The following is a 22179-nucleotide window of genomic DNA, read 5'->3' as shown; positions in this document are numbered from 1 at the left end:
CGCCATGGGCGGACATCACCACCACGATCACGACCACCAGCACGACAACCACTTCACGGCCATCGAGGCGCGGGTGAAGGCGTTGGAGACGCTGATGGTCGAGAAGGGCTATGTCGATCCGGCCGCGCTCGACGCCATCATCGACACCTACGAGACCAGGATCGGCCCGCGCGACGGCGCCCGCGTCGTCGCCAAAGCCTGGACCGACCCGGCCTTTGCCGAACGCCTGAAGGCGGACGGGACGGCGGCCGTTGCCGAGCTCGGCTATGGCGGGCGCGGCGGCGAGCATATCGTCGCCTGCTTCAACACGCCCGAGCAGCACAACCTGATCGTCTGCACGCTCTGCTCCTGCTACCCGTGGCCGGTGCTGGGGCTGCCGCCGGTCTGGTACAAATCCCCGCCTTATCGCGCCAAGGCGGTGATCGACCCGCGCGGCACCATCGCCGATTTCGGCGTGACGCTACCGGAGAGCCAGCGCATCCGCGTCTGGGATTCGACGGCCGAGACCCGCTTCATCGTCATCCCGATGCGCCCGGCCGGCACCGAGGGCTGGAGCGAGGAAAAACTCGCCAGCATCGTGACCCGCGATTCGATGATCGGGACCGGTTTGCCGAAGGTGGAGGACGCCGCATGAACAGCGCCCATGACCTCGGCGGACAGATGGCTTTCGGGCCGGTCGTCCCCGAGCCGAACGAGCCGGTCTTCCACGGCGACTGGGAGAAGCGCGTGCTCGCGATCAATGTCGCGGCCGGCGCCATGGGCGCCTGGACCATCGACGAGATCCGCCACGCCCGCGAAAGCCTGCCGCCGGCGCAGTACCTCTCCTCGACCTATTACGAGATCTGGCTGGCCGCGCTCGACAAGGTGCTGGTCAAGCATGGCTTCCTGACATCGGACGAACTCGCGACCGGCAAGCCTTCGGCTGAGCGCCGCGAACCGAAGCGCGTGCTCAAGGGCGAGGAGGTCGCCGGCGTGCTGCGCCGTGGCTTCCCCTATGAGCGCGAAGCGAAGGCGCCGGCCCGCTTCGCCGCCGGCGACAAAGTGCGAACCATCGTGATGCACCCGCAGCACCACACCCGCCTGCCGCGCTATGCCCGCGGCAAGGAAGGCGTGGTCGAGCGCATCGTCGGCTGCCACGTCTTCCCCGATACCGGCTCGCAAGGCCTGCCCGAGACGGCGCAGTGGCTCTACACGGTGGTCTTCACCGGCAGCGAGCTCTGGGGCCGCGATGGCGACCCGACCTCCGCCGTCAGCATCGAGGCCTGGGAGAGCTATCTTGAGCCGGCCTGAGACCGACCTGGCGGCAGCGCTCGCCGCCGACACGCCGATCCCGCGCGATGCCGATGGGCCGATCTTCGCCGAGCCCTGGCAGGCGCAGGCCTTCGCGCTGGTCGTCGCGCTGCAGAACAAGGGCGTCTTCACGGCCGATGAATGGGCGCAGGCGCTCGGCGCCGAAATCCGCGAAGCGCTCGCCAATGGCGGTTGCCGCGACGGCTCGGATTATTACGAGCGCTGGTGCGAGGCGCTGGAGCACCTGCTGATCGAGAAGGGATTAGCCTCGCATGACGGCGTCGACGCACTCGCCGCCTCCTGGGCCCGTGCCGCGGAAGCGACCCCGCACGGCAAGCCGATCCTGCTGAAGAACGATCCGCAGCGTTAGTTCGCCACTGGGCGAACTCAGCCCTCATCCTGAGGAGCGCCGCAGGCGCGTCTCGAAGGATGCTCCAGATGGTTCCAGAGCCTGCTGAAGCGTCCTTCGAGACGCCGCTGACGCGGCTCCTCAGGATGAGGGCTGCGATTCTAGGCGTCTTCAGATTCAGCCCCCCGCCCCGCCGAGCCAGAGGCCGGTGAAGAGCGCCGCGCCCAGCACGGCGACGAAGGCGGCTGCAAGGAGCTCGAGCCCGGCGATCAGCCGCGCCGAGCGCAGGTTGCCGCCGCCGGCGAATTTCAGCGCCGCGAATTTGAAGAAGACCGCGAAGGCGGCCAGCGCCCCGGTGGTCAATGCGGTACCGAGCGCCATGGCCAGGGTCGCGGCGACGCCGGCCCAGAACAGCCCTTGCGACGCCGCGAAGACGAGGATGATCAGCGCCCCTGCGCAGGGCCGCGAACCAGCAGCCAGCACGACGCCTGCCATGTCCCGCCAGCCGGCGAGCCGCGAGACCTGATCGGCATCCGGCATATGGACGTGGTCGCAGGCCGCCGGATCATGCGCAGCGCCCGCCTCCAGCCCAATAAATGCGCCCGACTTGCGCCAGAGCATCAGCAGGCCGACCAGACCCACCAGCAGGAAGCTGCCCTGCTCAATCACGGTCGTTGCGGCATTCATCTGCATCGCCGTGAGCCGCAGCAGCAGCGTCGCCACCGTCACGATCGCGATGGCGACCAGGGCCTGCAGCAGGGCCGCCGCGAAGCTCAGGCCAAGGCCGCGCTTCAGGCTACGGTTGTCGGCGACGATGTAACCGGAGATCACCGCCTTGCCGTGTCCGGGCCCGGCTGCGTGGAAGACGCCATAGCCGAAGGAGAGCCCGAGCAAACCCCAGAGCGCGCCGGGCGCCGTCGCGATCGCCTTCAGCGCCGCCGTCAGCTCGCGGTAGAAGCTCGACTGCCAGGCGATCAGCAGCGCGCCGAAGCCGGTGGTGGACGGCAGCGCCTCGCGTGGCAGCGCCGTGCCGAAAGGATTGCGCGGCGGAGGCGGAGGCGGTGGGCTAACACTCGCGATCAGCATGGCGAGAAGCGCAACCACGCCCGCGACCAGGAGCAGCGCCAGCGCCGCAACGACGATGCGCGCAAATAGCGGCCTCGCCACTTTCGAGCCCTCATCCTGAGGAGCGCTCGGAGAGCGCATCTCGAAGGATGATCCAGAGTGCGCTGGACCATCCTTCGAGACGCCGCTCCGCGGCTCCTCAGGATGAGGGCTGAGTGACATAGTCACGGACATGCCACCAGCGCCCGCGTCGTCACTTCGAGCCCGCTGACATCGGGCATCGCGGTGATGTCGGCTTCGGCCAGGCGCTTCTGCGTGGCATCGTCGAGCTTGGGCGGCCGGTTCACCCGCACCACGCAGCCCTGCGGCGCGCCCTTGGTCACGACCGCGTCGGGCTCGTCGACGATGCTGAAGGCGACGAAATAGGTGGGATCGCCGATCTCGATGCCGAACGAGCGCGCTTTCGCCGGGCTCTTCAACGGCAGCGTGAAGGCCAGGGTCAGCACCTTGTTGTCGAAGGACATCACCTGCTCGCCCGGCGTGCCGAATTCCTGCTTGCGGCCATTGAGCTTGGCCGCCGTGAAGAACTCGACATCCGGCAGCGATTCGACGTTGGTCTTGGCGAGTTCGGCGAGCTCGTCCGACGTCAGCTTGCCGTCCCCGTTCTTGTCGAGGCCCTGCGTGATATAGGCCGAATAGGCCTCGTCGAAGCTCCAACGGTGCCGGATCGCCTGCACCGTGCCGTCGGGCGCGAAGACGATCTCTGCCTTGGCATTGACGAAGACGTGCGGATGCGCAGCCGCCGGCCCGGCCGCGATGGCGGCCAGCAGGAGCCCGGCGAGGGCCGTCAAAGATGCGCGTCGCGTCAAAGGCGAACCCTCCGTGATCCTCCGGTGGCTTTGCGTGGATCATGGTTAAGCGATCGTCAACGACCATGACGGGCCTACGACCACCGCAACAGCCATCCCCGCCAAACGGGGCCAAATCGCGGCGCTCCCGCATGACGCCTGGCCTCCACGACCATCATCCCTCTGGACCGCGCCTCGAAAACTGGAATGATACCAGATCAATTGACCGCCTCCGGTCGATATGTCAGCATCACTGACATATTTGCCGCAAAGACGGCACAGCATGAGGCCGGGACAACCGGTCCGTCGGCGGGAACGACGATCCGGGAGGTCGAGCATGGCCGAGACACCGCGCATATCGGGCACTGACGCGGGAGCCCTGCGCAGCGTCGCGCTCGACGACAAATACGATCTCGACAAGCGTGAGGTGTTCCTCACCGGCACACAGGCCGTCGCCCGCATGCTGCTGATGCAGCGCGAGCGCGACCGCCGGGCCGGGCTCGAAACGGCGGGCTTCGTCTCCGGCTATCGCGGCTCCCCGCTCGGCGGGCTCGACCAGCAATTGATGCGCGCCGCGAAGCCCCTCAAGGCCGCGAACATCGTCTTCCAGCCGGGCCTGAACGAGGACCTTGCCGCCACCGCGATCTGGGGAACGCAGCAGGCGGGCCTGAGCGGCGAGGGAAAGCACGACGGCGTCTTCGCCCTCTGGTACGGCAAGGGCCCGGGCGTCGACCGCTCCGGCGACGTCTTCCGCCACGGCAACATGGCCGGCACCGATCCCAAGGGCGGCGTCATCTGCCTGATGGGCGACGACCATACCGCGGAATCCTCCACCAACGCCCACCAGACCGAGTTCGTGCTGGTCGACCGGATGATGCCGATCCTGAACCCGGCCGGCGTGCAGGAGATCATCGACTACGGCCTGCATGGCATTGCGCTCTCGCGCTTCGCCTCGGTCTGGGTCGGCATCAAATGCGTGAAGGACAACATCGAATCGACGGCCTCGATCGACGGCTCGCTCGATCGCGTCGAGATTATCACGCCGACGGACTACGTTCCGCCGCCCGGCGGCCTCGCCATCCGCCGCGAGCTCGATTTCGTCGAGCAGGAGCGCCGGATGCACCTCTACAAGCGCGATGCGATGCTCGCCTATCTGCGCGCCAACAAGCTCAACCGCATCGTCACCCATGGCGGCCGGCAGCCGCGCATCGGCATCGCCACCGTCGGCAAATCGTATCTCGACGTGCAGCAGGCGCTGGAGGATCTCGGCATCGACGAGGTCCGCGCCAATGATCTCGGCATCCGCCTGTTCAAGCTCGCCTGCCCCTGGCCGATCGATCCGGCCGAGCTGAAGGCCTTCGCCGAGGGCCTCGACCTGATCATGGTGGTAGAGGAAAAGCGCTCGCTGATCGAGGTGCAGGTCCGCGAGGAGCTCTATGGCGCCCCGCACCAGCCCATGGTGATCGGCAAGAAGGACGAAAAGGGAGAGTGGCTCTTCCCGGTCCATGGCGCACTCGACCCCAACGACATCGCGATCGCCCTGGGCGGCCGCCTGCTCCAGTATCGCGACGATCCCGCCCTGCGCGCGAGGCTGGACGAGATCGCGAAAGCGCAGGGGCGGCTTGCCGAAGCGCAGGAGATCGCGAAGCGCACCCCTTATTTCTGCTCGGGCTGCCCGCATAACTCCTCGACAATCGTGCCCGAGGGGTCGCGCGCCTATGCCGGCATCGGCTGCCACTACATGGTGCAGTGGATGGACCGCGACACGGCAGGTTTCACCCAGATGGGCGGCGAGGGCGCCAACTGGGTCGGCGAAGCGCCGTTCTCGACGCGCGGCCACGTCTTCCAGAATCTCGGCGACGGTACCTATACCCATTCCGGCTCGCTCGCGATCCGCTGGGCCGTCGCCTCTGGCGTCAACGTCACCTACAAGCTGCTCTACAACGACGCCGTCGCCATGACCGGCGGCCAGCAGGCGGAAGGCCATCTCTCCCCCGACCAGATGGCGCGGCAGGTCGCGGCCGAAGGCGTGAGGCGCATCGCCGTCGTCAGCGACGACCCCGGCAAATATCCGCCCGGCACGCAATGGCCGGCCGGCACAACCCTGCACCACCGCGACGAGCTCGACGCCGTCCAGCGCGAACTCGCCACGATCTCCGGCGTCTCGCTGTTGCTCTACGACCAGACCTGCGCCACCGAGAAGCGCCGGCGGCGCAAGCGCGGCGCCTATCCCGATCCGGACAAGCGCGTGATCGTCAACGAGCTGGTCTGCGAAGGCTGCGGTGATTGCGGCGTGCAGTCGAACTGCGTCTCGGTGCAGCCGCTCGAGACCGAGTTCGGACGCAAGCGCCAGATCGACCAGTCGAACTGCAACAAGGACTTCTCCTGCATCAAGGGCTTCTGCCCGTCCTTCGTCACCGTCCACGGCGCCAAGCCGAAGAAGGCCGATCCGCTCAGGCTCGACGCCGCGGCGCTCGGCGAGGGCGAGGTCCCCGAACCGACCGTGCCGGCGCTCGACCGCAGCTATGCCGTGATCGTCACCGGCGTCGGCGGCACCGGCGTCGTCACCATCGGTGCCATCCTCGGCATGGCCGCGCATCTCGAAGGCAAGGGCTGCGGCATGATCGACATGGCCGGCCTGGCCCAGAAGGGTGGCGCCGTCTTCAGCCACGTCAAGCTCGCGCCGCATCCCGACGACATCCACGCCATCCGCGTCACGGCGGGACAAGCCGATCTCGTGCTGGGCTGCGATCTCACCGTCACCGGCTCGAAGAAGGTGCTCGGCGCGATCCGCCCCGAACGCGGCACCGTCATCGTCAACACCGCCGAGAGCCTGCCGGGCGACTTCACCCGCAACGCCGATTTCTCCCTGCCGACGGAGCGGCTGAAGCGCGCGATCCTGTCGGCGGCCGGCCGTGACCGGACGCATTTCCTCGACGCGACCGCCGCTGCGGTGGCCTTCCTCGGCAATGCCATCGCCGCCAACATGTTCATGCTCGGCCATGCCTGGCAGCTCGGCTGTGTCCCGCTCTCCCGCGATGCGCTGCTCAGGGCGATCGAGCTCAACGGCGAGGCCGTGGCGATGAACAGGCAAGCCTTCGAACTCGGCCGCCGCGCCGCGCATGATCCCCAGGCGCTGGCCGAACTTCTCTCGCAGACCAAGGCGGCGACGCCGGCCCGCCAGCTTTCGCAGACGCTCGACGAGATCATCGAGCGCCGCGTCGCCTTCCTCACCGCCTATCAGAACGCCGCCTATGCGGCGCGCTACCGCCACCTCGTCGCCCGCGTACAGACGCGCGAAGCCGCAGTCATGCCGGGCCAGACCACGCTGAGCGAGTCCGTCGCCCGCAATCTCTTCAAGCTGATGGCTTACAAGGACGAGTATGAGGTCGCGCGTCTCTACAGCGACGGCGCCTTCCGCCGGCAGGTCGCCGCGACCTTCGAGGCGGAAGGCGGCGAAGGCAAGAAGCTGCGCTACGAATTCCACCTCGCGCCGCCGCTGCTGGCGCAGCGCGACCCGAACACCGGTCTGCCGCGCAAGATCAGCTTCGGCCCGTGGATGATGGGCGCCTTTGCCATGCTGGCGAAGTTCAAAGGCCTGCGCGGCACGGCCTTCGACCCCTTCGGCCACACCGAGGAACGACGCACCGAGCGCCGCCTGATCGCCGATTGCGAAACGCTGCTCAACGAGCTGCTGGCGCGACTTTCGCCCGAGAACCACGCGCTCTGCGTCGCCCTCGCCGCGATTCCGGAGAAGATCCGCGGCTTCGGCCACGTCAAGGAACGGCATCTCAAGGCGGCGAAGGCTGAGGAGGCTGTGTTGCTCAAGCGGTTGCGTGAGGGAAACAGCACATCAGCCCTGCCGCAGGCGGCGGAATAACCGCAACGCTCCGCTTCGTCATACTCGGGCTTGACCCGAGCATCTCATGACAGGGAGGCTCCGGAGCCTCTTCCTGAAGGAGATTCTCGGGCCTACGCTCTGGTTCGCCCGAGAATGACGCCACGCCGCCGAAACCTGCCCCATCAACCCGGATAACCGCCATCTTGATCGCCGCCGAGGAACTGCGCGCCATCGCCTCCTGGTCCCATGACCTGTCGGAGGACGAGTTCGAGGAGGCCCGGCGCGGCATCTCCTTCAAGAGCTACGGCAAGGGTGCCTCGATCTGCCATGTCGGCGACCGGCTGGAATCCTGGACCGGGGTCGCCGAGGGGCTGGTCAAGATGGCGACCACCTCGAAATCCGGCAAAACGGCGACGCTCGCGGGCCTGCGCGCCGGCGCCTGGTTCGGCGAGGGCACGGTGATCAAGGCCGAACCGCGCCGTTACGAGTTGGTTGCCCTGCGCGAGTCGCGGATCGCCTTGATGCGCCGCTCGACCTTCCTCTGGCTGTTCGAGCATTCGGCGGCGTTCAACCGCTTCCTCGTCCACCAGTTCAATGAGCGGCTCGCACAGTTCATCTCGCTGGCAGAGACAGAGCGCACGCTCGATTCAACCGGCCGCCTCGCCCGCAATCTCGCCTGGCTGTTCAACCCGATCCTCTACCCCGATCTCGGCCGCACGCTGGCGATCTCGCAGGAGGAACTCGGCATGCTCGCAGGCATTTCGCGCCAGATGGCCAATCAGGGCCTGGCGAAGCTTGCCGATCTCGGCCTGATCGAAGTTGGGCACGGCAGCATTACCATCCGCGACCTCGACAAGCTTGCGCGCTACGAAGGTTGAGGATTCCCAGGAGGGCACCAAATCGCATCTCGCGCGTTGCCTTTCCCGAACAGTCCCGTGCGGAGAAAGGAACTTTCGAGATGTTTGGCTTCTTCGATCTGTTCATGAAGCGGGTCAACGACCAGGCGGCCGAATACGCTGCCGCTCAATCGGACATCGCCCATCGCGTCTGGGGCGATTGGGCCGACCCCTTCCACGTCCTTCAGCCGGTAAAAGTGAGCGTCGATCGCCGTGCAAGCCCGGGGACGCCGCGCCGCGGCCAAGCCGCGAGGCGCGGGCCTTTCTGAACGGCAGCCAACCTGCCCGTTCAGGCTTCATTGGGTCCGGTCTTGATCCAATGCGGCCATCGACTGAAGGAGACGACCATGCGTAGAATTCTGATGGCCGCCGGCCTAGCTCTGGCTGCGATCGCCGCCACGCCGGCCGGCGCCGCGCCGCAAACCGTTCCGCACGCCGCGGCGCTGGACAGGCTGCCGGCCGAATATACCCGCCACAACCGCGAACATCGCGAATGGGAAATCCAGCGGAACATGGAGCGGCAGCACAGGCGCGACTACTACCGCCAAGGCCGCGGCTATGATCGCGGCTACGGTTACGGTCGCCGCCATGGCGGGCCGCCGCCGCACGCGCCGGCCCATGGCTACCGGCGCCATCACTACGAGCGCTACTGACCGATCATCCGCCGCGTCCCGAGAGCCCGCCATCACGAGGATGGCGGGCTTTTCGATTCGGCTTGGCGCTTGAAACCGTGCCGACGGTCAAGTCAGGCTAAGCCGGGGCGTTGCACACCGCCTCGATATTGAAGCCATCGGGATCGACCACGAAGGCCGCGTAGTAGTAGGGGCCGTAATGGGCGCGTAGCCCTGGCGCGCCGTTGTCGCGCCCGCCATGCTGGAGCGCCGCCGCATGGAACCGATCGACGGCCGCCCGATCCGGCGCGGCAAAGGCAAGGTGAAATCCCGGGCCGGGCGGCCTCTGACCGTCCGGCTGCAGCTTCAGGGCCAATTTGTCGCCGCCACCCGGTGCGCCATATCCGACCGCCTGCCGCGACTCGCCTGGCCTCAGGTCAGACCAGACCCTGACATATCCCAGCGGCGCCAGCACGGCGTCGTAGAAGGCGCTCGCGCGTTCGATGTCGGAAACGCCGAATGATAGATGATGAAGCATGTGCCGGTCCGCCACAGCGGCAGGGCGCTATCCGGCCCGCCGGTTGATCGTGCCCGTTTCGCAAGGGAAATCAGTGCCAAAGCCAGGAAGGGCGCTGCAAATTTGCGCACGAAGCACACTTCGGCGGGACAATAGTCAACAAAAGGAGAATTGTCTGTCAAGCGGGTCCTTGCGAAGATGATACCCGCCTGCAAGTCTTGCATGAGAACGAGGCCGGGAACCGGCTTACAGGAAGCTGCCACGACGCATGGCGGCTCGTCAGGGAGAACGCAATCGTGGCAAGCGGCACCGCCGGCCAGGCGGACACCTTTCCGAAATTGCTGTTGCGCAACGCCGGGGAGCGCGCGTCCCGCGTCGCCTTCCGCCACAAGGATCTCGGCATCTGGCAGTCCTGGGACTGGGCCGAGGTGGCAAGCCATGTTCGCAACTTCGCCAAGGGCATGCACGATCTCGGGCTGAAGCGCGGCGAGAAGGTCGCGATCATCGGCTACAACCGGCCGAAGCTCTATTGGTCGATGTGCGCTGCGCAATGGATCGGCGCGATCCCTGTGCCGGTCTATGCCGACGGCGTCGCCGAGGAGATGGCCTATGTCCTCGACCATGCCGAGGCCGCCTTCGCCGTGGTGCAGGACCAGGAGCAGGTCGACAAGCTGCTCTCGATCGCCGACCGCCTGCCGCATCTGCGCCAGATGCTCTACGACGAGCCGCGCGGCCTGCGCGACTATGATCACAGCAAGCTCCACGCCATCGAAACGGTGATCGCGGCCGGCGCCAAGGCGCTCAAGGACCCGCAGGCCGAGGCAGCGCTCGCCCGCGAGATGGAGCAGGGCAAGGGCTCGGACCTCGGCATCATCCTCTACACCTCCGGCACGACCGGGCGGCCCAAGGGCGTGATGCTCAGCCATTACAACGTCATCGTCGCCGCCGAGATCGGCTGCAGCTTCGACGGGCTCAACGAGAGCGACGAGGTCATCGCCTATCTGCCGATCGCCTGGGTCGGCGACCACGTCTTCTCCTATGCGCAGGCGATGCTGGCGGGCTTCTGCGTCAACTGCCCGGAAAGCCCGGACACCGTCGTCGACGACCGCCGCGAAGTCGGCACGACCTACGCCTTCGCCCCGCCGCGCGTCTTCGAGAACATGCTGACCATCACCATGGTGCGCATGGAGGATGCCGGCGCCCTGAAGCGCAGGATGTTCCACTACTTCCTCGGCGTGGCCAAGCAGTACGGCGAGCAGATCCTGAACGGCGAGAGCGTGCCGCTGAAGGGCCGGCTGCTCTACAAGCTCGGCGATCTCCTGGTCTACGGCCCGCTGCGCAACCGCTTCGGCCTGACCAACATCAAGGTCGGCTACACCGCCGGCGAAGCGATCGGCCCCGAGCTCTTCCGCTTCTACCGCTCGATCGGCGTCAACCTGAAGCAGCTCTACGGCCAGACCGAGGCCGGCGTTTACATCACCATGCAGCCGAACGGCGAGATCAAGGCCGACACGGTCGGCAAGCCGGCGCCGCTGGTCGAGATCCGCATCGACGACAATGGCGAGGTGCTCTACCGCTCGCCCTCGATCTTCGGCGGCTATTACAAGGACCCGGACAAGACCGCCGAGACGATGACCGCCGACGGCTATGTCCGATCGGGCGACGCTGGCTTCTTCGACGAGGGCGGCCACCTCAAGATCATCGACCGCGCCAAGGACGTCGGCAAGCTCGCGAGCGGCGACCTCTTCCCGCCCAAATACATCGAGAACAAGCTGAAGTTCTATCCGAACATCAAGGAAGCCGTCGCCTTCGGCCAGGGCCGCGACTACGCCACCGTCGCGCTGAACATCGATCTCACCGCCGTCGGCAACTGGGCCGAGCGCAACAACGTGGTCTACGCCTCCTATCAGGAGCTTGCCGGCCACGACCTCGTCTACGACATGATCGCGAAGCACGTCGACGAGGTGAACCGCTCGCTCGCCACCGAGCCGATGATGGGCGGCGCCCAGATCAAGCGCTTCCTCATCCTGCACAAGGAACTCGACGCCGACGACGGCGAGCTCACCCGCACCCAGAAGGTGCGGCGCGGCTTCATCGCCGAGCGCTACGCCCCGCTGGTCGCGGCTCTCTACGACGGCTCGGAGGCCGCCGACATCTCGACCGAAGTCACCTTCGAGGACGGCCGCAAGGGTGCGATCTCGGCCCGGGTCAAGGTGCGCGACGCCAAGACCTATCCCGTCACCGGGCAGGAGGCGCCGGCAGCGGCGAAAGCGGCATGAACGCGGAGCCGATGAACGTGACCGGCACCCCCATCCGCGGCAAGGGCGAAGTCCTGCTCTCGGTCGAGAACATCTCGCTGCGCTTCGGCGGCGTGAAGGCGATCACCGATGTCTCCTTCGACATCCGCAAGGGCGAAATCCGCGCCATCATCGGCCCCAACGGCGCCGGCAAGACCTCGATGCTCAACTGCATCAACGGGTTCTACCAGCCGCAGGAAGGCCAGATCGTCTTCAAGGGCGAGCGCCGCGCCAAGATGCGCCCGCATCGCGCCGCCGCCGGCGGCATCGCCCGCACCTTCCAGAACGTCGCGCTGTTCAAGGGCATGTCGACGCTCGACAACATCATGACCGGCCGCACGCTCAAGATGAAGAGGGGTTTGTTCTGGCAGGCGCTGCGCCACGGCCCGGCCATGCAGGAGGAGATCGCGCACCGCCGCGTCGTCGAGGACATCATCGACTTCCTGCAGATCGAGCACATCCGCAAGCTGCCGGTCGGCAAGCTGCCCTACGGCCTGCAGAAGCGCGTCGAGCTCGGCCGTGCGCTCGCCATGGAGCCTGAGCTGCTCCTGCTCGACGAGCCGATGGCCGGCATGAACCTCGAGGAGAAGGAGGACATGTGCCGCTTCATCCTCGACGTGAACAACCAGTTCGGCACGACAATCGCTTTGATCGAGCATGACATGGGGGTCGTGATGGACCTCTCCGACCGCGTCGTCGTGCTCGAATACGGCCGCAAGATCGCCGACGGCACGCCCGACGAGGTCAAGGCGAACCAGAAGGTGATCGACGCCTATCTCGGCGTGGCGCATTGAGGAGCGCGGACATATGAGCGACATCGCCACCCGCCCGGCCTCGAACCCGCTGGCCAATCCCTGGATCAAGGCCGGCCTGATCCTCGCCGCCGTCGTGATCGCCGCGATCGTCGGCGCCCGGCTCGACGGCTCCGGCACCCTCTACGCCATCTTCGTCGACCCCTTCCAGCAGATGGCGCAGGCGCCGGACCTCCTGGCGCAGACGGTCTGGGAAGGGCTCGTCTCCGGCGTGCTCTACGCCCTGATCGCGCTCGGCTTCGTGCTGATCTTCAAGGCCTCGGGCGTGTTCAACTTCGCCCAGGGCATCATGGTGGTGTTCGCGGCGCTGACGCTGGTCGGCCTCTACGAGAAGGGCGTGCCGGCCTTCCTCGCCGTCATCATCACCCTCGGCGTCATGTTCGCGCTCGCCGTCACCATCGAGCGCGTGGTGCTGCGGCCGCTGGTCAACCAGCCGGACATCATCCTGTTCATGGCGACCTTCGGCATCACCTATTTCCTGATCGGCTTCGGCGAAGCGCTGTTCGGCGGCAATCCCAAGCAGATGATCGCCGACCAGCTCTATCTGCCGAAGGGCGCGCTCGATCTGCAGATCCTCGGCGGGCTGGTCTCGCTGCAGAAGATCGACATCGCCGCGGCCGTGATCGCCTCGCTGATGATCGCGCTGCTCGCCGCCTTCTTCCAGTACACCCGCATCGGCCGCGCGCTGCGTGCCGTCGCCGACAGCCACAAGGCCGCGCTCTCGGTCGGCATTTCGCTCAACCAGATCTGGGTCATCGTCTGGTTCACCGCCGGCATCGTCGCGCTGATCACCGGCATCATGTGGGGCGCGCGCTCGGACGTCTCCTTCGCGCTCGAGATCGTGGCGCTGAAGGCGCTGCCTGTGCTGATCCTCGGCGGCTTCACCTCGATCCCCGGCGCCATCGTTGGCGGCCTCATCATCGGCATCGGCGAGAAGCTCGGCGAGTTCTACTGGGGCCCGCTGGTCGGCGGCGGCATCGAAAGCTGGCTCGCCTATTTCATCGCGCTGGGCTTCCTGCTGTTCAGGCCGCAGGGACTGTTCGGCGACAAGATCATCGAACGTATCTGAGGAGCCGGACGACATGCTCTACCGCGAGGCCGGCCAGTTCAAATCGACCTACTCCGCCGACATGGCCGTCTTCCCGCTCAGGGAAGACCGGATCGGCATAGCCGTCATCCTGGCGATCGCCTTCGTCGCCATCCCCTTCTTCGGCAGCGACTTCTTCATCGCCTCGGTGATGATCCCCTTCCTCGTCTTCTCGCTGGCGGCGATCGGGCTCAACATCCTCACCGGCTATACCGGGCTGATCTCGCTTGGCACCGCCGCCTTCATGGGCGTCGGCGCCTATGCCTGCTACAAGCTGACGACCTTCTTCCCGAACGTGAACATCATCGTCCTGATCCTGGTGTCGGGGCTGTTCTCGGCCGGCATCGGCGTGCTCTTCGGCCTGCCCTCGCTGCGCATCAAGGGCTTTTATCTCGCCGTCGCCACGCTCGCCGCGCAGTTCTTCCTGCAATGGGCCTTCGTGCGCGTGCCCTGGCTGTTCAACTACAACGCCTCGGGCGCGATCGAGGTGCCGCAGCGCACGCTGTTCGACATCCCGCTGACGGGAGCGTCCGCGACGCCCGAGACACGCTATTTCGTCTGCCTCGGCCTTGTCGTGGTGCTGACCTGGTTCGCCTCGAACCTGGTCCACGGCAAGCTCGGCCGCTCCTGGATGGCGGTGCGCGACATGGACATCGCGGCGGAACTCATGGGCATCAAGCTGCTCAACGCCAAGCTGATGGCCTTCGCGGTCTCGTCCTATTTCGCCGGCGTCGCAGGCGCGATGATGATCTTCCTCTGGTACGGCGGCGGCGAGGCGGCGGACGTGTTCTCGATCCGGCTCTCCTTCAACATCCTGTTCATGGTCATCATCGGGGGGCTCGGCTCGCTGATCGGCTCCTTCTTCGGTGCGGCCTTCCTTTCCATCCTGCCGACCGCGCTGAAGTTCGGCCTGCCAGCGCTCGGAGTCCCGATCGGCGGCGCAGCGGCCGAGCACGTCACTTTCATGCTCGTCGGCGCGCTGATCATCCTCTTCCTGATCGTCGAGCCGCACGGCCTCGCCCGGCTCTGGCAGATCGGCAAGCAGAAATTGCGGACGTGGCCCTTCCCCTACTGAGGCTAAGGGATGGACCCAAGAAACGACCGGCGACGCTGAAGCGCCGGCGCTGAAAGACCGATCCGGCAGCTGTCTGGTCGGGAGGAAACAAACGGAGGAAGTCCATGAAGACCAGCATTCTGATGAAAGGGGCGGCTCTGGGCGCCCTACTCACCGCAGCCGGCGCGATCGCTCCGGCCGCGGCGCAGGACAGCGTCTACTTCGCCAACAACGCCTATCGCACCGGCCCGTTCTCCGGCTCGGGCATCCCGATCGGCGACGGCATGCGCGACTACGTCACGATGATCAACGAGCGCGACGGCGGCGTGAACGGCGTCAAGGTCATCTACGAGGAGTGCGAGACCGGCTACGACACCAAGAAGTCGATCGAGTGCTACGAGCAGGCCAAGGCGAAGAACACCATCGTCTATTCGCCCTGGTCGACCGGCGCGACGCTCGCCGCGATCCCGCGCGCCCATGTCGACAAGATCCCGATCCTGTCGATGGCCTATGGCCTCTCCGCCTCGGCTGATGGCACGAACTTCCCCTGGGTCTTCATCCCGCCCTTCACCTATTGGGACGGCGCCTCCGTCATGGTGAAGCACATGGCGGCCGAGCTCGGCGGCCTCGACAAGCTCAAGGGCAAGAAGCTCGGCCTGATCCATCTCGACGCGCCCTTCGGCAAGGAGCCGATCCCGGTGCTCGAGAACCTCGCCAAGAAATACGGCTTCGAGCTGAAGCTGTACCCGGTGGCGGCGGCCGACATGCAGAACCAGGGCTCGCTCTGGCTCTCGATCCGGCGTGACCGGCCGGACTTCCTCTACAACCAGGGCTGGGGCGCGATGAACCCGACTGCGGTCAAGGAAGCCGCCAAGAACAACTTCCCGATGAACAAGTTCGTCGGCGTGTGGTGGGCTGGCGGCGATGACGACGCGCGTGCGGGCGGCGAGCAGGCCAAGGGCTACCGGTCGCTGAGCTGGACGCTGAGCGGCACCGAGGCGCCCGCGATGCAGGACATCCTGAAGTTCGTGGTCGACAAGGGTAAGAGCACGACACCGAAGGAGAAGGTCGGCGAGGCCCTCTACAACCGCGGCGTCTACAACGCGATGCTGGTCGTCGAGGGCATCCGCAACGCGCAGAAGCTCACCGGCAAGAAGGTGATCGATGCGCAGGACATGCGTCGCGGCCTGGAATCGCTCAACCTGACCGAGGCGCGCCTGAAGGAGATCGGGCTCGGCGGCTTCGTCACGCCGACGACGATCTCCTGCACCGACCATTCCGGCCACAGCAAGATGTTCGTCTCGGAGTGGGACGGCACGAAGTGGACCAAGAAGGCCGACTGGGTCGAGCCGATGAAGGACGAGGTCCGTCCGCTGATCGAGAGCAACGCCAAGGACTATGTCGAGAAGGCCGGCAACTGGCCGAAGCGCTCCGAGACCTGCGAGAAGTCGTCGTAACGCAACGCCGAGCCTTCTCCCCCGGGGGGAAGGTGGCCCGGCATAGCCGGGTCGGATGAGGGAAAGGACGGATGAGGAGCTACAGCCCTCATCCGTCTGCTCCGCAGGCACCTTCTCCCCCGAGAGGAGAAGGATTTGGAGGTCCGATGTCCACCGCCACTCTTGAAAAGCCAACCGCAGCGACCGCGAGCGACACCATCCTGTCGCTCAACAATATCGAGGTCATCTACGACCATGTCGTGCTGGTGCTGAAGGGGGTCTCGCTGACCGTGCCGCGCGCCGGCATCGTCGCGATCCTCGGTGCCAACGGCGCCGGCAAGACCACGACGCTGAAGGCGATCTCCAACCTGCTCAAGGCCGAGCGCGGCGAGGTCACCAAGGGCTCGATCGTTTTCGACGGCGAGCGCGTCGACAAGATGTCCCCGAACGAGCTCGTCCGGCGTGGCTGCATCCAGGTGATGGAGGGCCGGCACTGCTTCGGCCATCTCTCGATCGAGGAGAACCTGCTGACCGGCGCCTTCACCCGCCGCGACGGAAACGCCGCGATCAAACGCGACCTCGAGAAGATCTACACGCTGTTCCCCCGCCTCAGGCAGCGCCGCAATTCGCAGGCCGGCTACACCTCCGGCGGCGAGCAGCAGATGTGCGCCATCGGCCGCGCAATGATGTCGAAGCCGAAGATGATCCTGCTCGACGAGCCCTCGATGGGCCTCGCGCCGCAGATCGTCGAAGAGATCTTCGAGATCGTTCGCCGGCTCAATGCCGAGGAAGGCGTCTCCTTCCTCGTCGCCGAACAGAACACCAACATGGCGCTGCGCTACGCCACCTATGGCTACATCATGGAGACCGGCCGCGTCGTCATGGATGGCGAAGCCCAGATGCTGCGCGAGAACGAGGACGTGAAGGAATTCTACCTTGGCGTCGCCGAGGGCAACAAGAAGTCCTTCCGCGAGGTGAAGAGCTACAAGCGCCGCAAGCGCTGGCTGTCGTGAACGTCTGCCATCTTGCGAAGCCCTCATCCTGAGGAGCCGCGCAGCGGCGTCTCGAAGGATGCTCCGGGAGGTTCCGGAGATATCTGGAACATCCTTCGAGACGCACTCTCCGAGCGCTCCTCAGGATGAGGGCTGCTACCTGCCAAAGACCCGATGAACGAGACCGCACCATGACCGAGCATTACGACGCGCTCGAAACGCGCCCGCCCGAAGAGCGCGAGGCCGATCTCTTCGCGCGGCTGCCGAAGCTGATCGCCGCCGCGATGCAGGCACCGGCCTATGCCGAACGGTTGCGTGACATCGATCCCGCATCCGTGACGAGCCGCGAGGCACTGGCGCGCCTGCCGGTTTTGCGCAAGGCCGACTTGCCCGCGCTCCAGAAGCAGGCGCTGCCCTTCGGCGGCTTCGTCCCGGCTCACGCCGGCTCCTTCGGCCGGCTCTTCACCTCGCCAGGCCCGATCTTCGAGCCCGAGGGCACCGCCGCCGATGCCTGGAACGCGGCGCGCGGCCTCCATGCCGCCGGGTTCCGGCCGGGCGACATCGTGCTGAACACGCTGAGCTATCACCTGACGCCGGGTGGCTTCATCATGGACTCCGCCGCCCGCGCCATCGGCTGCGCCGTGATCCCGGCCGGGCCCGGCAATACCGAGCAGCAGATGGAGGTGATCTCCGCCTATCGGCCGAGCGCCTATGCCGGCACGCCGGACTTCCTCAAGATCCTGATCGAAGCCGCCGACGCTCGCGGCGTCGATATCTCCTCGATCAAGCGCGCGGTTGTCTCCGGTGCAGCCTTCCCGCCCTCGCTGCAGGCCTGGGTCGGGGAGCGCGGGATAGACGCCTACCAGCTCTATGCGACCGCCGATGTCGGCGTCATCGCCTACGAAACGCCGGCACGCGAGGGCATGGTGCTGAACGAGAACCTGATCGTCGAGATCGTCCGCCCCGGCACCGGCGACCCGGTCCCGGAGGGCGAAGTCGGCGAGGTCGTCATCACCAATCTCGACCCGCATCATCCCCAGATCAGGCTCGCCGTCGGCGATCTCACCGCCGTGTTGCCGGGCGCGAGCGCCTGCGGGCGCAGCAACACCCGCATCAAGGGCTGGATGGGCCGAGCCGACCAGACCGCCAAGATCAAGGGCATGTTCGTGCGGCCCGAGCAGGTCGCCGAAATCGCCAAGCGCCATGCCGAGATCGCCAAACTGCGCCTCGTCGTCGGCCGCGCCAACGAGACCGACACGATGACGCTGAAGGCGGAAATCTATGCCGAGCCCGCCGGCTTCGTCGACGCGGTCTCCTCGACCTTGCAGCAGGTGACCAAGCTGAAGGGAGCGGTCGAAATCCTGCCGCTCGGCGCCCTGCCCAATGACGGCAAGGTCATCGCCGACGAGCGGCCGGTGGGGTGACATCCGCCGTCATTCTCGGGCGAAGCACGGCTTCGACCCGAGAATCTCTTGCCGAACAAGGCGCCTCTTCTAACGCGAGATGCTCGGGTCAAGCCCGAGCATGACGGTCGTCGACATCACCAGGCGATCGCCTTCTCCCCCTGCCCTTCCAGCCAGGCATTGGCCCGGCTGAACGGCTTCGACCCGAAGAAGCCGCGCCTTGCCGAAAGCGGAGAAGGATGAGCGCTGGCGATGACGAGATGCCGGTCCTCGTCGATCAGCGGCCGCTTCGCCTGCGCGGGCGCACCCCAGAGCAGAAAGACGGCATGGGGTCGCTCCCGCGAGACGGCCGCGATGACGGCGTCCGTAACCTTCCCCCAGCCGAGCGAAAGGTGCGAACCCGCCTTGCTTGCCCCTTCCCGCACCGTCAGCGCGGTGTTGAGCAGCAACACGCCCTGTTGCGCCCAGCGCGTCAGGTCGCCGTCGGACGGCGCCGCCCTCCCGAGATCCTCGGCCCGCTCCTTGTAGATGTTGACGAGCGAGCGTGGCAGCGGCGGCGGGCCGACATAGGAGAAGGCGAGCCCGTTGGCATGCCCGGGCGTCGGATAGGGATCCTGCCCGAGGATCACGGCGCGGACCGCGTCCAGCGGCGTCAGCGCCAGCGCGGCGAAGACCCGCTCCGGCGCCGGTGCCACGACATGCCCGGCCTCCCGCTCGGCATCGACGACGGCGCAGGCGCGCGCCGCGTCTCCCCCGACAGCGAAGACCGGCAGGTCGCGCCAGCCCCTGGAATTCCCGCTCGCCAGAAAGGCAGCGAGCGCGTCGGTGCAGCTCACTTCAGGACGGCCCTGCCCTCGACCTTGGCGTCGACCGTCCCGAGCCGGCGCACATAGACCATCACTTCGTTCGCCATCAGCTTGCCGTCGGTGAGGCCGATCAGAGTCCTGCCGCGGCCCAGCGCCGTATAGCCGTCGCCGCCTTCCAGCATGAAGTTGTTGGAAGCGACGGTGTATTTGCCGGCCGGGTCGATCGGCTTGCCGTCGACCGTGACCGCGATGACGCGCGAGCCTTGCGGCTGCTTGAGATCGGCTTCGAATGTGAGGCCGGAGACCACGGGGAAGCGGCCGGCGCCCTGCGGCGCATCGCGCAGGCCGTTTTCGATCGCGTCCCTCACGTCCTTGCCGGTGATCTCGACCATCACCGTGGCGTTTCCGAAGGGCAGTTCGCTGAGCACGTCGCGGCGCGTCAGCTTCTGCCCGGCGGCATATTGCTTGTTGGCGCGGATACCGCCGGCATTGGTGATGGCGAGCTGGGCGCCGGTCGCGGCCCGGATCGCATCGGCGATCAGGTTGCCGATCGCGGTCTCCTGCGTGCGGATGACGCCGGTGCGGGAATCGAGCGGCGCGGCCAGCGTGGCGATGTCGACGTCGAGTTCCTTCGAGAGCTCCGCCTCATAGCCCTTCACGATCGCGGCGACATCCGGGTCCGGCGTGGCGGAGCGGGAATCGTTGACGCGGAAGGTCGGCGTCCAGGAGACCTGCCGGGCCGCGCCCTCGCCCTTGACGCTGACGGCGATGTCGATGGCGGTGACGTAATTGCCCTCCTCGTTCGACTCGACCATCACCACCTTGCCGTCATAGGCGATGGCGAGGTCATGATCGTGGCCGGTCAGCACGATGTCGACGACGCGCGAGCGGACGATCTCATAATCCATCGCCCGGTCGGCATGGACGACGGCGACGAGAATGTCGGCGCCCTGCCCCTTCAGCCCCTTCGCCTCGCGGCGTAGCGCCTCCATCGTCGAGGAGAATTTCAGGTCGCCCGGAAAGGAAACCTGCGGCGTCGAGTCGAAGGCTGTGCCGATGACGCCGACCTTGATGCCGCCGAGCTCGAAGATCTGGCTGTCCTTGTGGCCGGGCAGCGGATTGCCCGACGCGTCGCGCAGATTGGCGGCGAAGGTCGGGTAGGTCTGCGCGGCCACGAGCTTGAGATAGTTCTCCTTGCCGAAATCGAATTCGTGGTTGCCCGGCACGAAGACGTCGATGCCCATCTTGTTCTGCATGGCGACGATATGCGCGCCCTGGTCGAAGCCCGACATCAGCGAGGGCGAGTAGCAGTCGCCGGCATGGCAGAAGAGCACCGGCACACCCTTGGCCCGCTCGGCCTTGGCGATGCCGGACGCGCGCGCGAAGCCGCCGCGCCCCTTGTCGTCGCTCATCTTGTAGATGTCGTTGACCAGCAGCAGCGTGAAGCTCGGCGCCGGCTGCTGCGCCATCGCCACCGGGGCGGTCGCGGCGAGCGTGGCAGGCGCCGCCAGGACGCCGAGAGCCTTGCGGCGGGTGAGTTTCGTCATGGCAGGCGCCCCTCAGGTCTTGAGAACAGCTCCAGACTAGCAAGAGTTAAGCCGCACTGACCAGAGGATGCATCGCGCCGCCGGACGGCGGCGGCAATGTCGCACCCATGCTTTCAACAGGCTTCAAGGCTGGACGAAAGCGCGAACTCGTCTAAATCACGGTGGCAAGGAGAGCATCCGCTCATGACTGCTGACATCGCCGCGGCGCCCGGCCGCGAGGCCGCTTCCCTGCCGCCCGACCATCCCAGGGTGCAATACGGACGCATCGGCGTGCTGCTGATGAATCTCGGCACGCCCGAGGGCACCGGCTACTGGCCGATGCGCGCCTACCTCAAGGAGTTCCTGTCCGACCGGCGCGTCATCGAGGAGCCGCGCTGGAAATGGTGGCCGATCCTCAACCTGATCATCCTGTCGACGCGCCCCGGCCGCAAAGGCAAGGATTACGCATCGATCTGGAACAACGAGCGCAACGAAGGCCCACTCAAGACCATCACCCGCTCGCAGACCGAGCAACTCGCCGAGCGCCTGAAGCCGCTCGCAGGCGACCGCGTCGTCTTCGACTGGGCGATGCGCTACGGCTTTCCCGATGTGAAGAGCCGGTTGAAGGCCCTGCTCGACCAGGGCTGCGAACGCATTCTGCTGGTGCCGCTTTATCCGCAATATGCCGCGCCGACCTCGGCCACGGCCTGCGACCAGGCCTTCCGCGCGCTGATGCAGATGCGCTGGCAGCCCTCGGTGCGCGTCTCGCCGCCCTATCACGACGACCCTGTCTATATCGGCGCGCTGGCCCGCTCGATGCGCGCCTCGCTCGCCAAGCTCGATTTCGAACCCGAGGTCATCCTCTGCTCCTTCCACGGCATGCCGAAGGAATACCTGCTGAAGGGCGACCCCTATTACTGCCAATGCGTCAAGACCTGGCGCCTGCTGCGCGCCGAGCTCGGTCTCTCCGAAGAGCGCTTCCCGCTGACCTTCCAGTCGCGCTTCGGCCCCGACGAGTGGCTGCAGCCCTATACCGACGAGACGGTGAAGGCGCTGGCCCAGGCCGGCAAGAAGTCGATGGCGATCGTCGCGCCCGGCTTCTCAGCCGATTGCCTGGAGACGCTCGAGGAGCTCGACGGCGAGAACCGCGAGATCTTCCTGCACAATGGCGGCGAGAAATTCGCCTATCTGCCCTGCCTCAACGACTCGCGCGAGGGCATCGACGTCATCGCCGAGATCGTGCAGCGGGAGCTGATGGGCTGGCTCTGAGCTTTTGCTGGCTCAGCTGATCCCGTCATTGCGAGCAAAGCGAAGCAATCCAAGGGGACCGGGTTGAACCGTCGAGCCCT

Annotated in this window: 20 protein-coding genes; 15 read left to right on the top strand and 5 right to left on the bottom strand. The window is 66.5% G+C overall.

Features of this window, described 5'->3' with window-relative positions; all coding sequences use genetic code 11:
• Positions 1 to 4 precede the first annotated feature (4 nt).
• Genes nthA through AC1DIN_RS09325 form a run of 3 tightly spaced genes read left to right on the top strand, consistent with a single transcriptional unit; the run spans position 5 to position 1660 of the window.
• Positions 5 to 634 (top strand): nitrile hydratase subunit alpha, encoded by a 630-nt coding sequence (gene nthA, locus AC1DIN_RS09335; protein ID WP_476809530.1) that lies wholly within the window; start codon positions 5 to 7, stop codon positions 632 to 634.
• A complete protein-coding gene (gene nthB / locus AC1DIN_RS09330; RefSeq protein WP_441469328.1) occupies positions 631 to 1290 on the top strand; it encodes a nitrile hydratase subunit beta in 660 nt (219 codons plus the stop codon). Before nthA ends, nthB begins: the two co-directional genes overlap by 4 nt.
• Positions 1277 to 1660 carry a nitrile hydratase accessory protein gene (locus AC1DIN_RS09325; protein ID WP_441469329.1) on the top strand — a complete coding sequence of 128 codons (384 nt, stop codon included), beginning with the start codon at positions 1277 to 1279 and terminating at the stop codon, positions 1658 to 1660. Before nthB ends, AC1DIN_RS09325 begins: the two co-directional genes overlap by 14 nt.
• Before the next feature lie 156 nt (positions 1661 to 1816).
• Here AC1DIN_RS09325 and AC1DIN_RS09320 read toward each other — a convergent pair whose 3' ends face one another.
• Together AC1DIN_RS09320 and AC1DIN_RS09315 are read right to left on the bottom strand one after the other, a co-directional pair.
• Entirely contained in the window at positions 1817 to 2845 is a 1029-nt protein-coding gene (locus AC1DIN_RS09320) for a nickel/cobalt transporter (RefSeq protein ID WP_476809529.1), read from the bottom strand.
• 83 nt (positions 2846 to 2928) lie between these two features.
• On the bottom strand, positions 2929 to 3573 hold the full coding sequence (locus tag AC1DIN_RS09315; RefSeq protein ID WP_476809528.1) for a DUF1007 family protein: 645 nt from the start codon (positions 3571 to 3573) through the stop codon (positions 2929 to 2931).
• A 316-nt stretch (positions 3574 to 3889) separates the two neighbouring features.
• Here AC1DIN_RS09315 and AC1DIN_RS09310 point away from each other — a divergent pair, with 316 nt between their 5' ends.
• From AC1DIN_RS09310 to AC1DIN_RS09295, 4 genes are all read left to right on the top strand, one after another.
• Complete coding sequence (locus AC1DIN_RS09310) at positions 3890 to 7432, top strand: indolepyruvate ferredoxin oxidoreductase family protein (protein WP_476809527.1); 3543 nt, start codon at positions 3890 to 3892, stop codon at positions 7430 to 7432.
• A gap of 164 nt (positions 7433 to 7596) precedes the next feature.
• Positions 7597 to 8271: a Crp/Fnr family transcriptional regulator gene (locus AC1DIN_RS09305; protein ID WP_476809526.1), complete on the top strand. Its 675-nt coding sequence runs from the start codon at positions 7597 to 7599 to the stop codon at positions 8269 to 8271.
• 80 nt (positions 8272 to 8351) lie between these two features.
• The gene (locus tag AC1DIN_RS09300; RefSeq protein WP_441469334.1) at positions 8352 to 8558 is read left to right on the top strand and encodes a hypothetical protein; all 207 of its coding nucleotides are present in this window, start codon (positions 8352 to 8354) and stop codon (positions 8556 to 8558) included.
• A 78-nt stretch (positions 8559 to 8636) separates the two neighbouring features.
• Entirely contained in the window at positions 8637 to 8942 is a 306-nt protein-coding gene (locus AC1DIN_RS09295; RefSeq protein WP_476809525.1) for a hypothetical protein, read from the top strand.
• Positions 8943 to 9039: 97 nt separating this feature from the next.
• Here the strand turns inward: AC1DIN_RS09295 and AC1DIN_RS09290 are convergent, their stop codons facing one another.
• Complete coding sequence (locus tag AC1DIN_RS09290; RefSeq protein WP_476809524.1) at positions 9040 to 9438, bottom strand: VOC family protein; 399 nt, start codon at positions 9436 to 9438, stop codon at positions 9040 to 9042.
• A 272-nt stretch (positions 9439 to 9710) separates the two neighbouring features.
• On the opposite strand from AC1DIN_RS09290, the gene AC1DIN_RS09285 reads away from it, so the two are divergent.
• From AC1DIN_RS09285 to AC1DIN_RS09255, 7 genes are all read left to right on the top strand, one after another.
• The gene (locus AC1DIN_RS09285; protein ID WP_476809744.1) at positions 9711 to 11696 is read left to right on the top strand and encodes an AMP-dependent synthetase/ligase; all 1986 of its coding nucleotides are present in this window, start codon (positions 9711 to 9713) and stop codon (positions 11694 to 11696) included.
• A gap of 11 nt (positions 11697 to 11707) precedes the next feature.
• Positions 11708 to 12508: an ABC transporter ATP-binding protein gene (locus tag AC1DIN_RS09280; protein WP_441469512.1), complete on the top strand. Its 801-nt coding sequence runs from the start codon at positions 11708 to 11710 to the stop codon at positions 12506 to 12508.
• A gap of 172 nt (positions 12509 to 12680) precedes the next feature.
• Positions 12681 to 13595, top strand: coding sequence for a branched-chain amino acid ABC transporter permease (locus AC1DIN_RS09275; RefSeq protein WP_441469513.1), 915 nt, complete (start codon positions 12681 to 12683; stop codon positions 13593 to 13595).
• A 13-nt stretch (positions 13596 to 13608) separates the two neighbouring features.
• Positions 13609 to 14688 (top strand): branched-chain amino acid ABC transporter permease, encoded by a 1080-nt coding sequence (locus tag AC1DIN_RS09270; RefSeq protein WP_476809523.1) that lies wholly within the window; start codon positions 13609 to 13611, stop codon positions 14686 to 14688.
• 104 nt (positions 14689 to 14792) lie between these two features.
• Complete coding sequence (locus AC1DIN_RS09265; RefSeq protein WP_476809522.1) at positions 14793 to 16124, top strand: ABC transporter substrate-binding protein; 1332 nt, start codon at positions 14793 to 14795, stop codon at positions 16122 to 16124.
• Between the two features lie 146 nt (positions 16125 to 16270).
• Positions 16271 to 17116, top strand: a complete 846-nt coding sequence (locus tag AC1DIN_RS09260; RefSeq protein WP_476809521.1) for an ABC transporter ATP-binding protein — start codon at positions 16271 to 16273, stop codon at positions 17114 to 17116.
• 170 nt (positions 17117 to 17286) lie between these two features.
• Positions 17287 to 18519, top strand: coding sequence for a phenylacetate--CoA ligase family protein (locus AC1DIN_RS09255; RefSeq protein WP_476809520.1), 1233 nt, complete (start codon positions 17287 to 17289; stop codon positions 18517 to 18519).
• Positions 18520 to 18635: 116 nt separating this feature from the next.
• Here AC1DIN_RS09255 and ung read toward each other — a convergent pair whose 3' ends face one another.
• Together ung and AC1DIN_RS09245 are read right to left on the bottom strand one after the other, a co-directional pair.
• Complete coding sequence (gene ung / locus AC1DIN_RS09250) at positions 18636 to 19334, bottom strand: uracil-DNA glycosylase (protein WP_476809519.1); 699 nt, start codon at positions 19332 to 19334, stop codon at positions 18636 to 18638.
• A complete protein-coding gene (locus tag AC1DIN_RS09245; protein WP_476809518.1) occupies positions 19331 to 20851 on the bottom strand; it encodes a bifunctional metallophosphatase/5'-nucleotidase in 1521 nt (506 codons plus the stop codon). Before AC1DIN_RS09245 ends, ung begins: the two co-directional genes overlap by 4 nt.
• Positions 20852 to 21034: 183 nt before the next feature.
• On the opposite strand from AC1DIN_RS09245, the gene hemH reads away from it, so the two are divergent.
• Entirely contained in the window at positions 21035 to 22099 is a 1065-nt protein-coding gene (gene hemH, locus AC1DIN_RS09240) for a ferrochelatase (protein ID WP_476809517.1), read from the top strand.
• Positions 22100 to 22179 lie beyond the last annotated feature (80 nt).

The organism is Allobosea sp. 05T438 (assembly GCF_056396025.1).
This window is presented reverse-complemented; position numbering and strand designations above follow the sequence as displayed.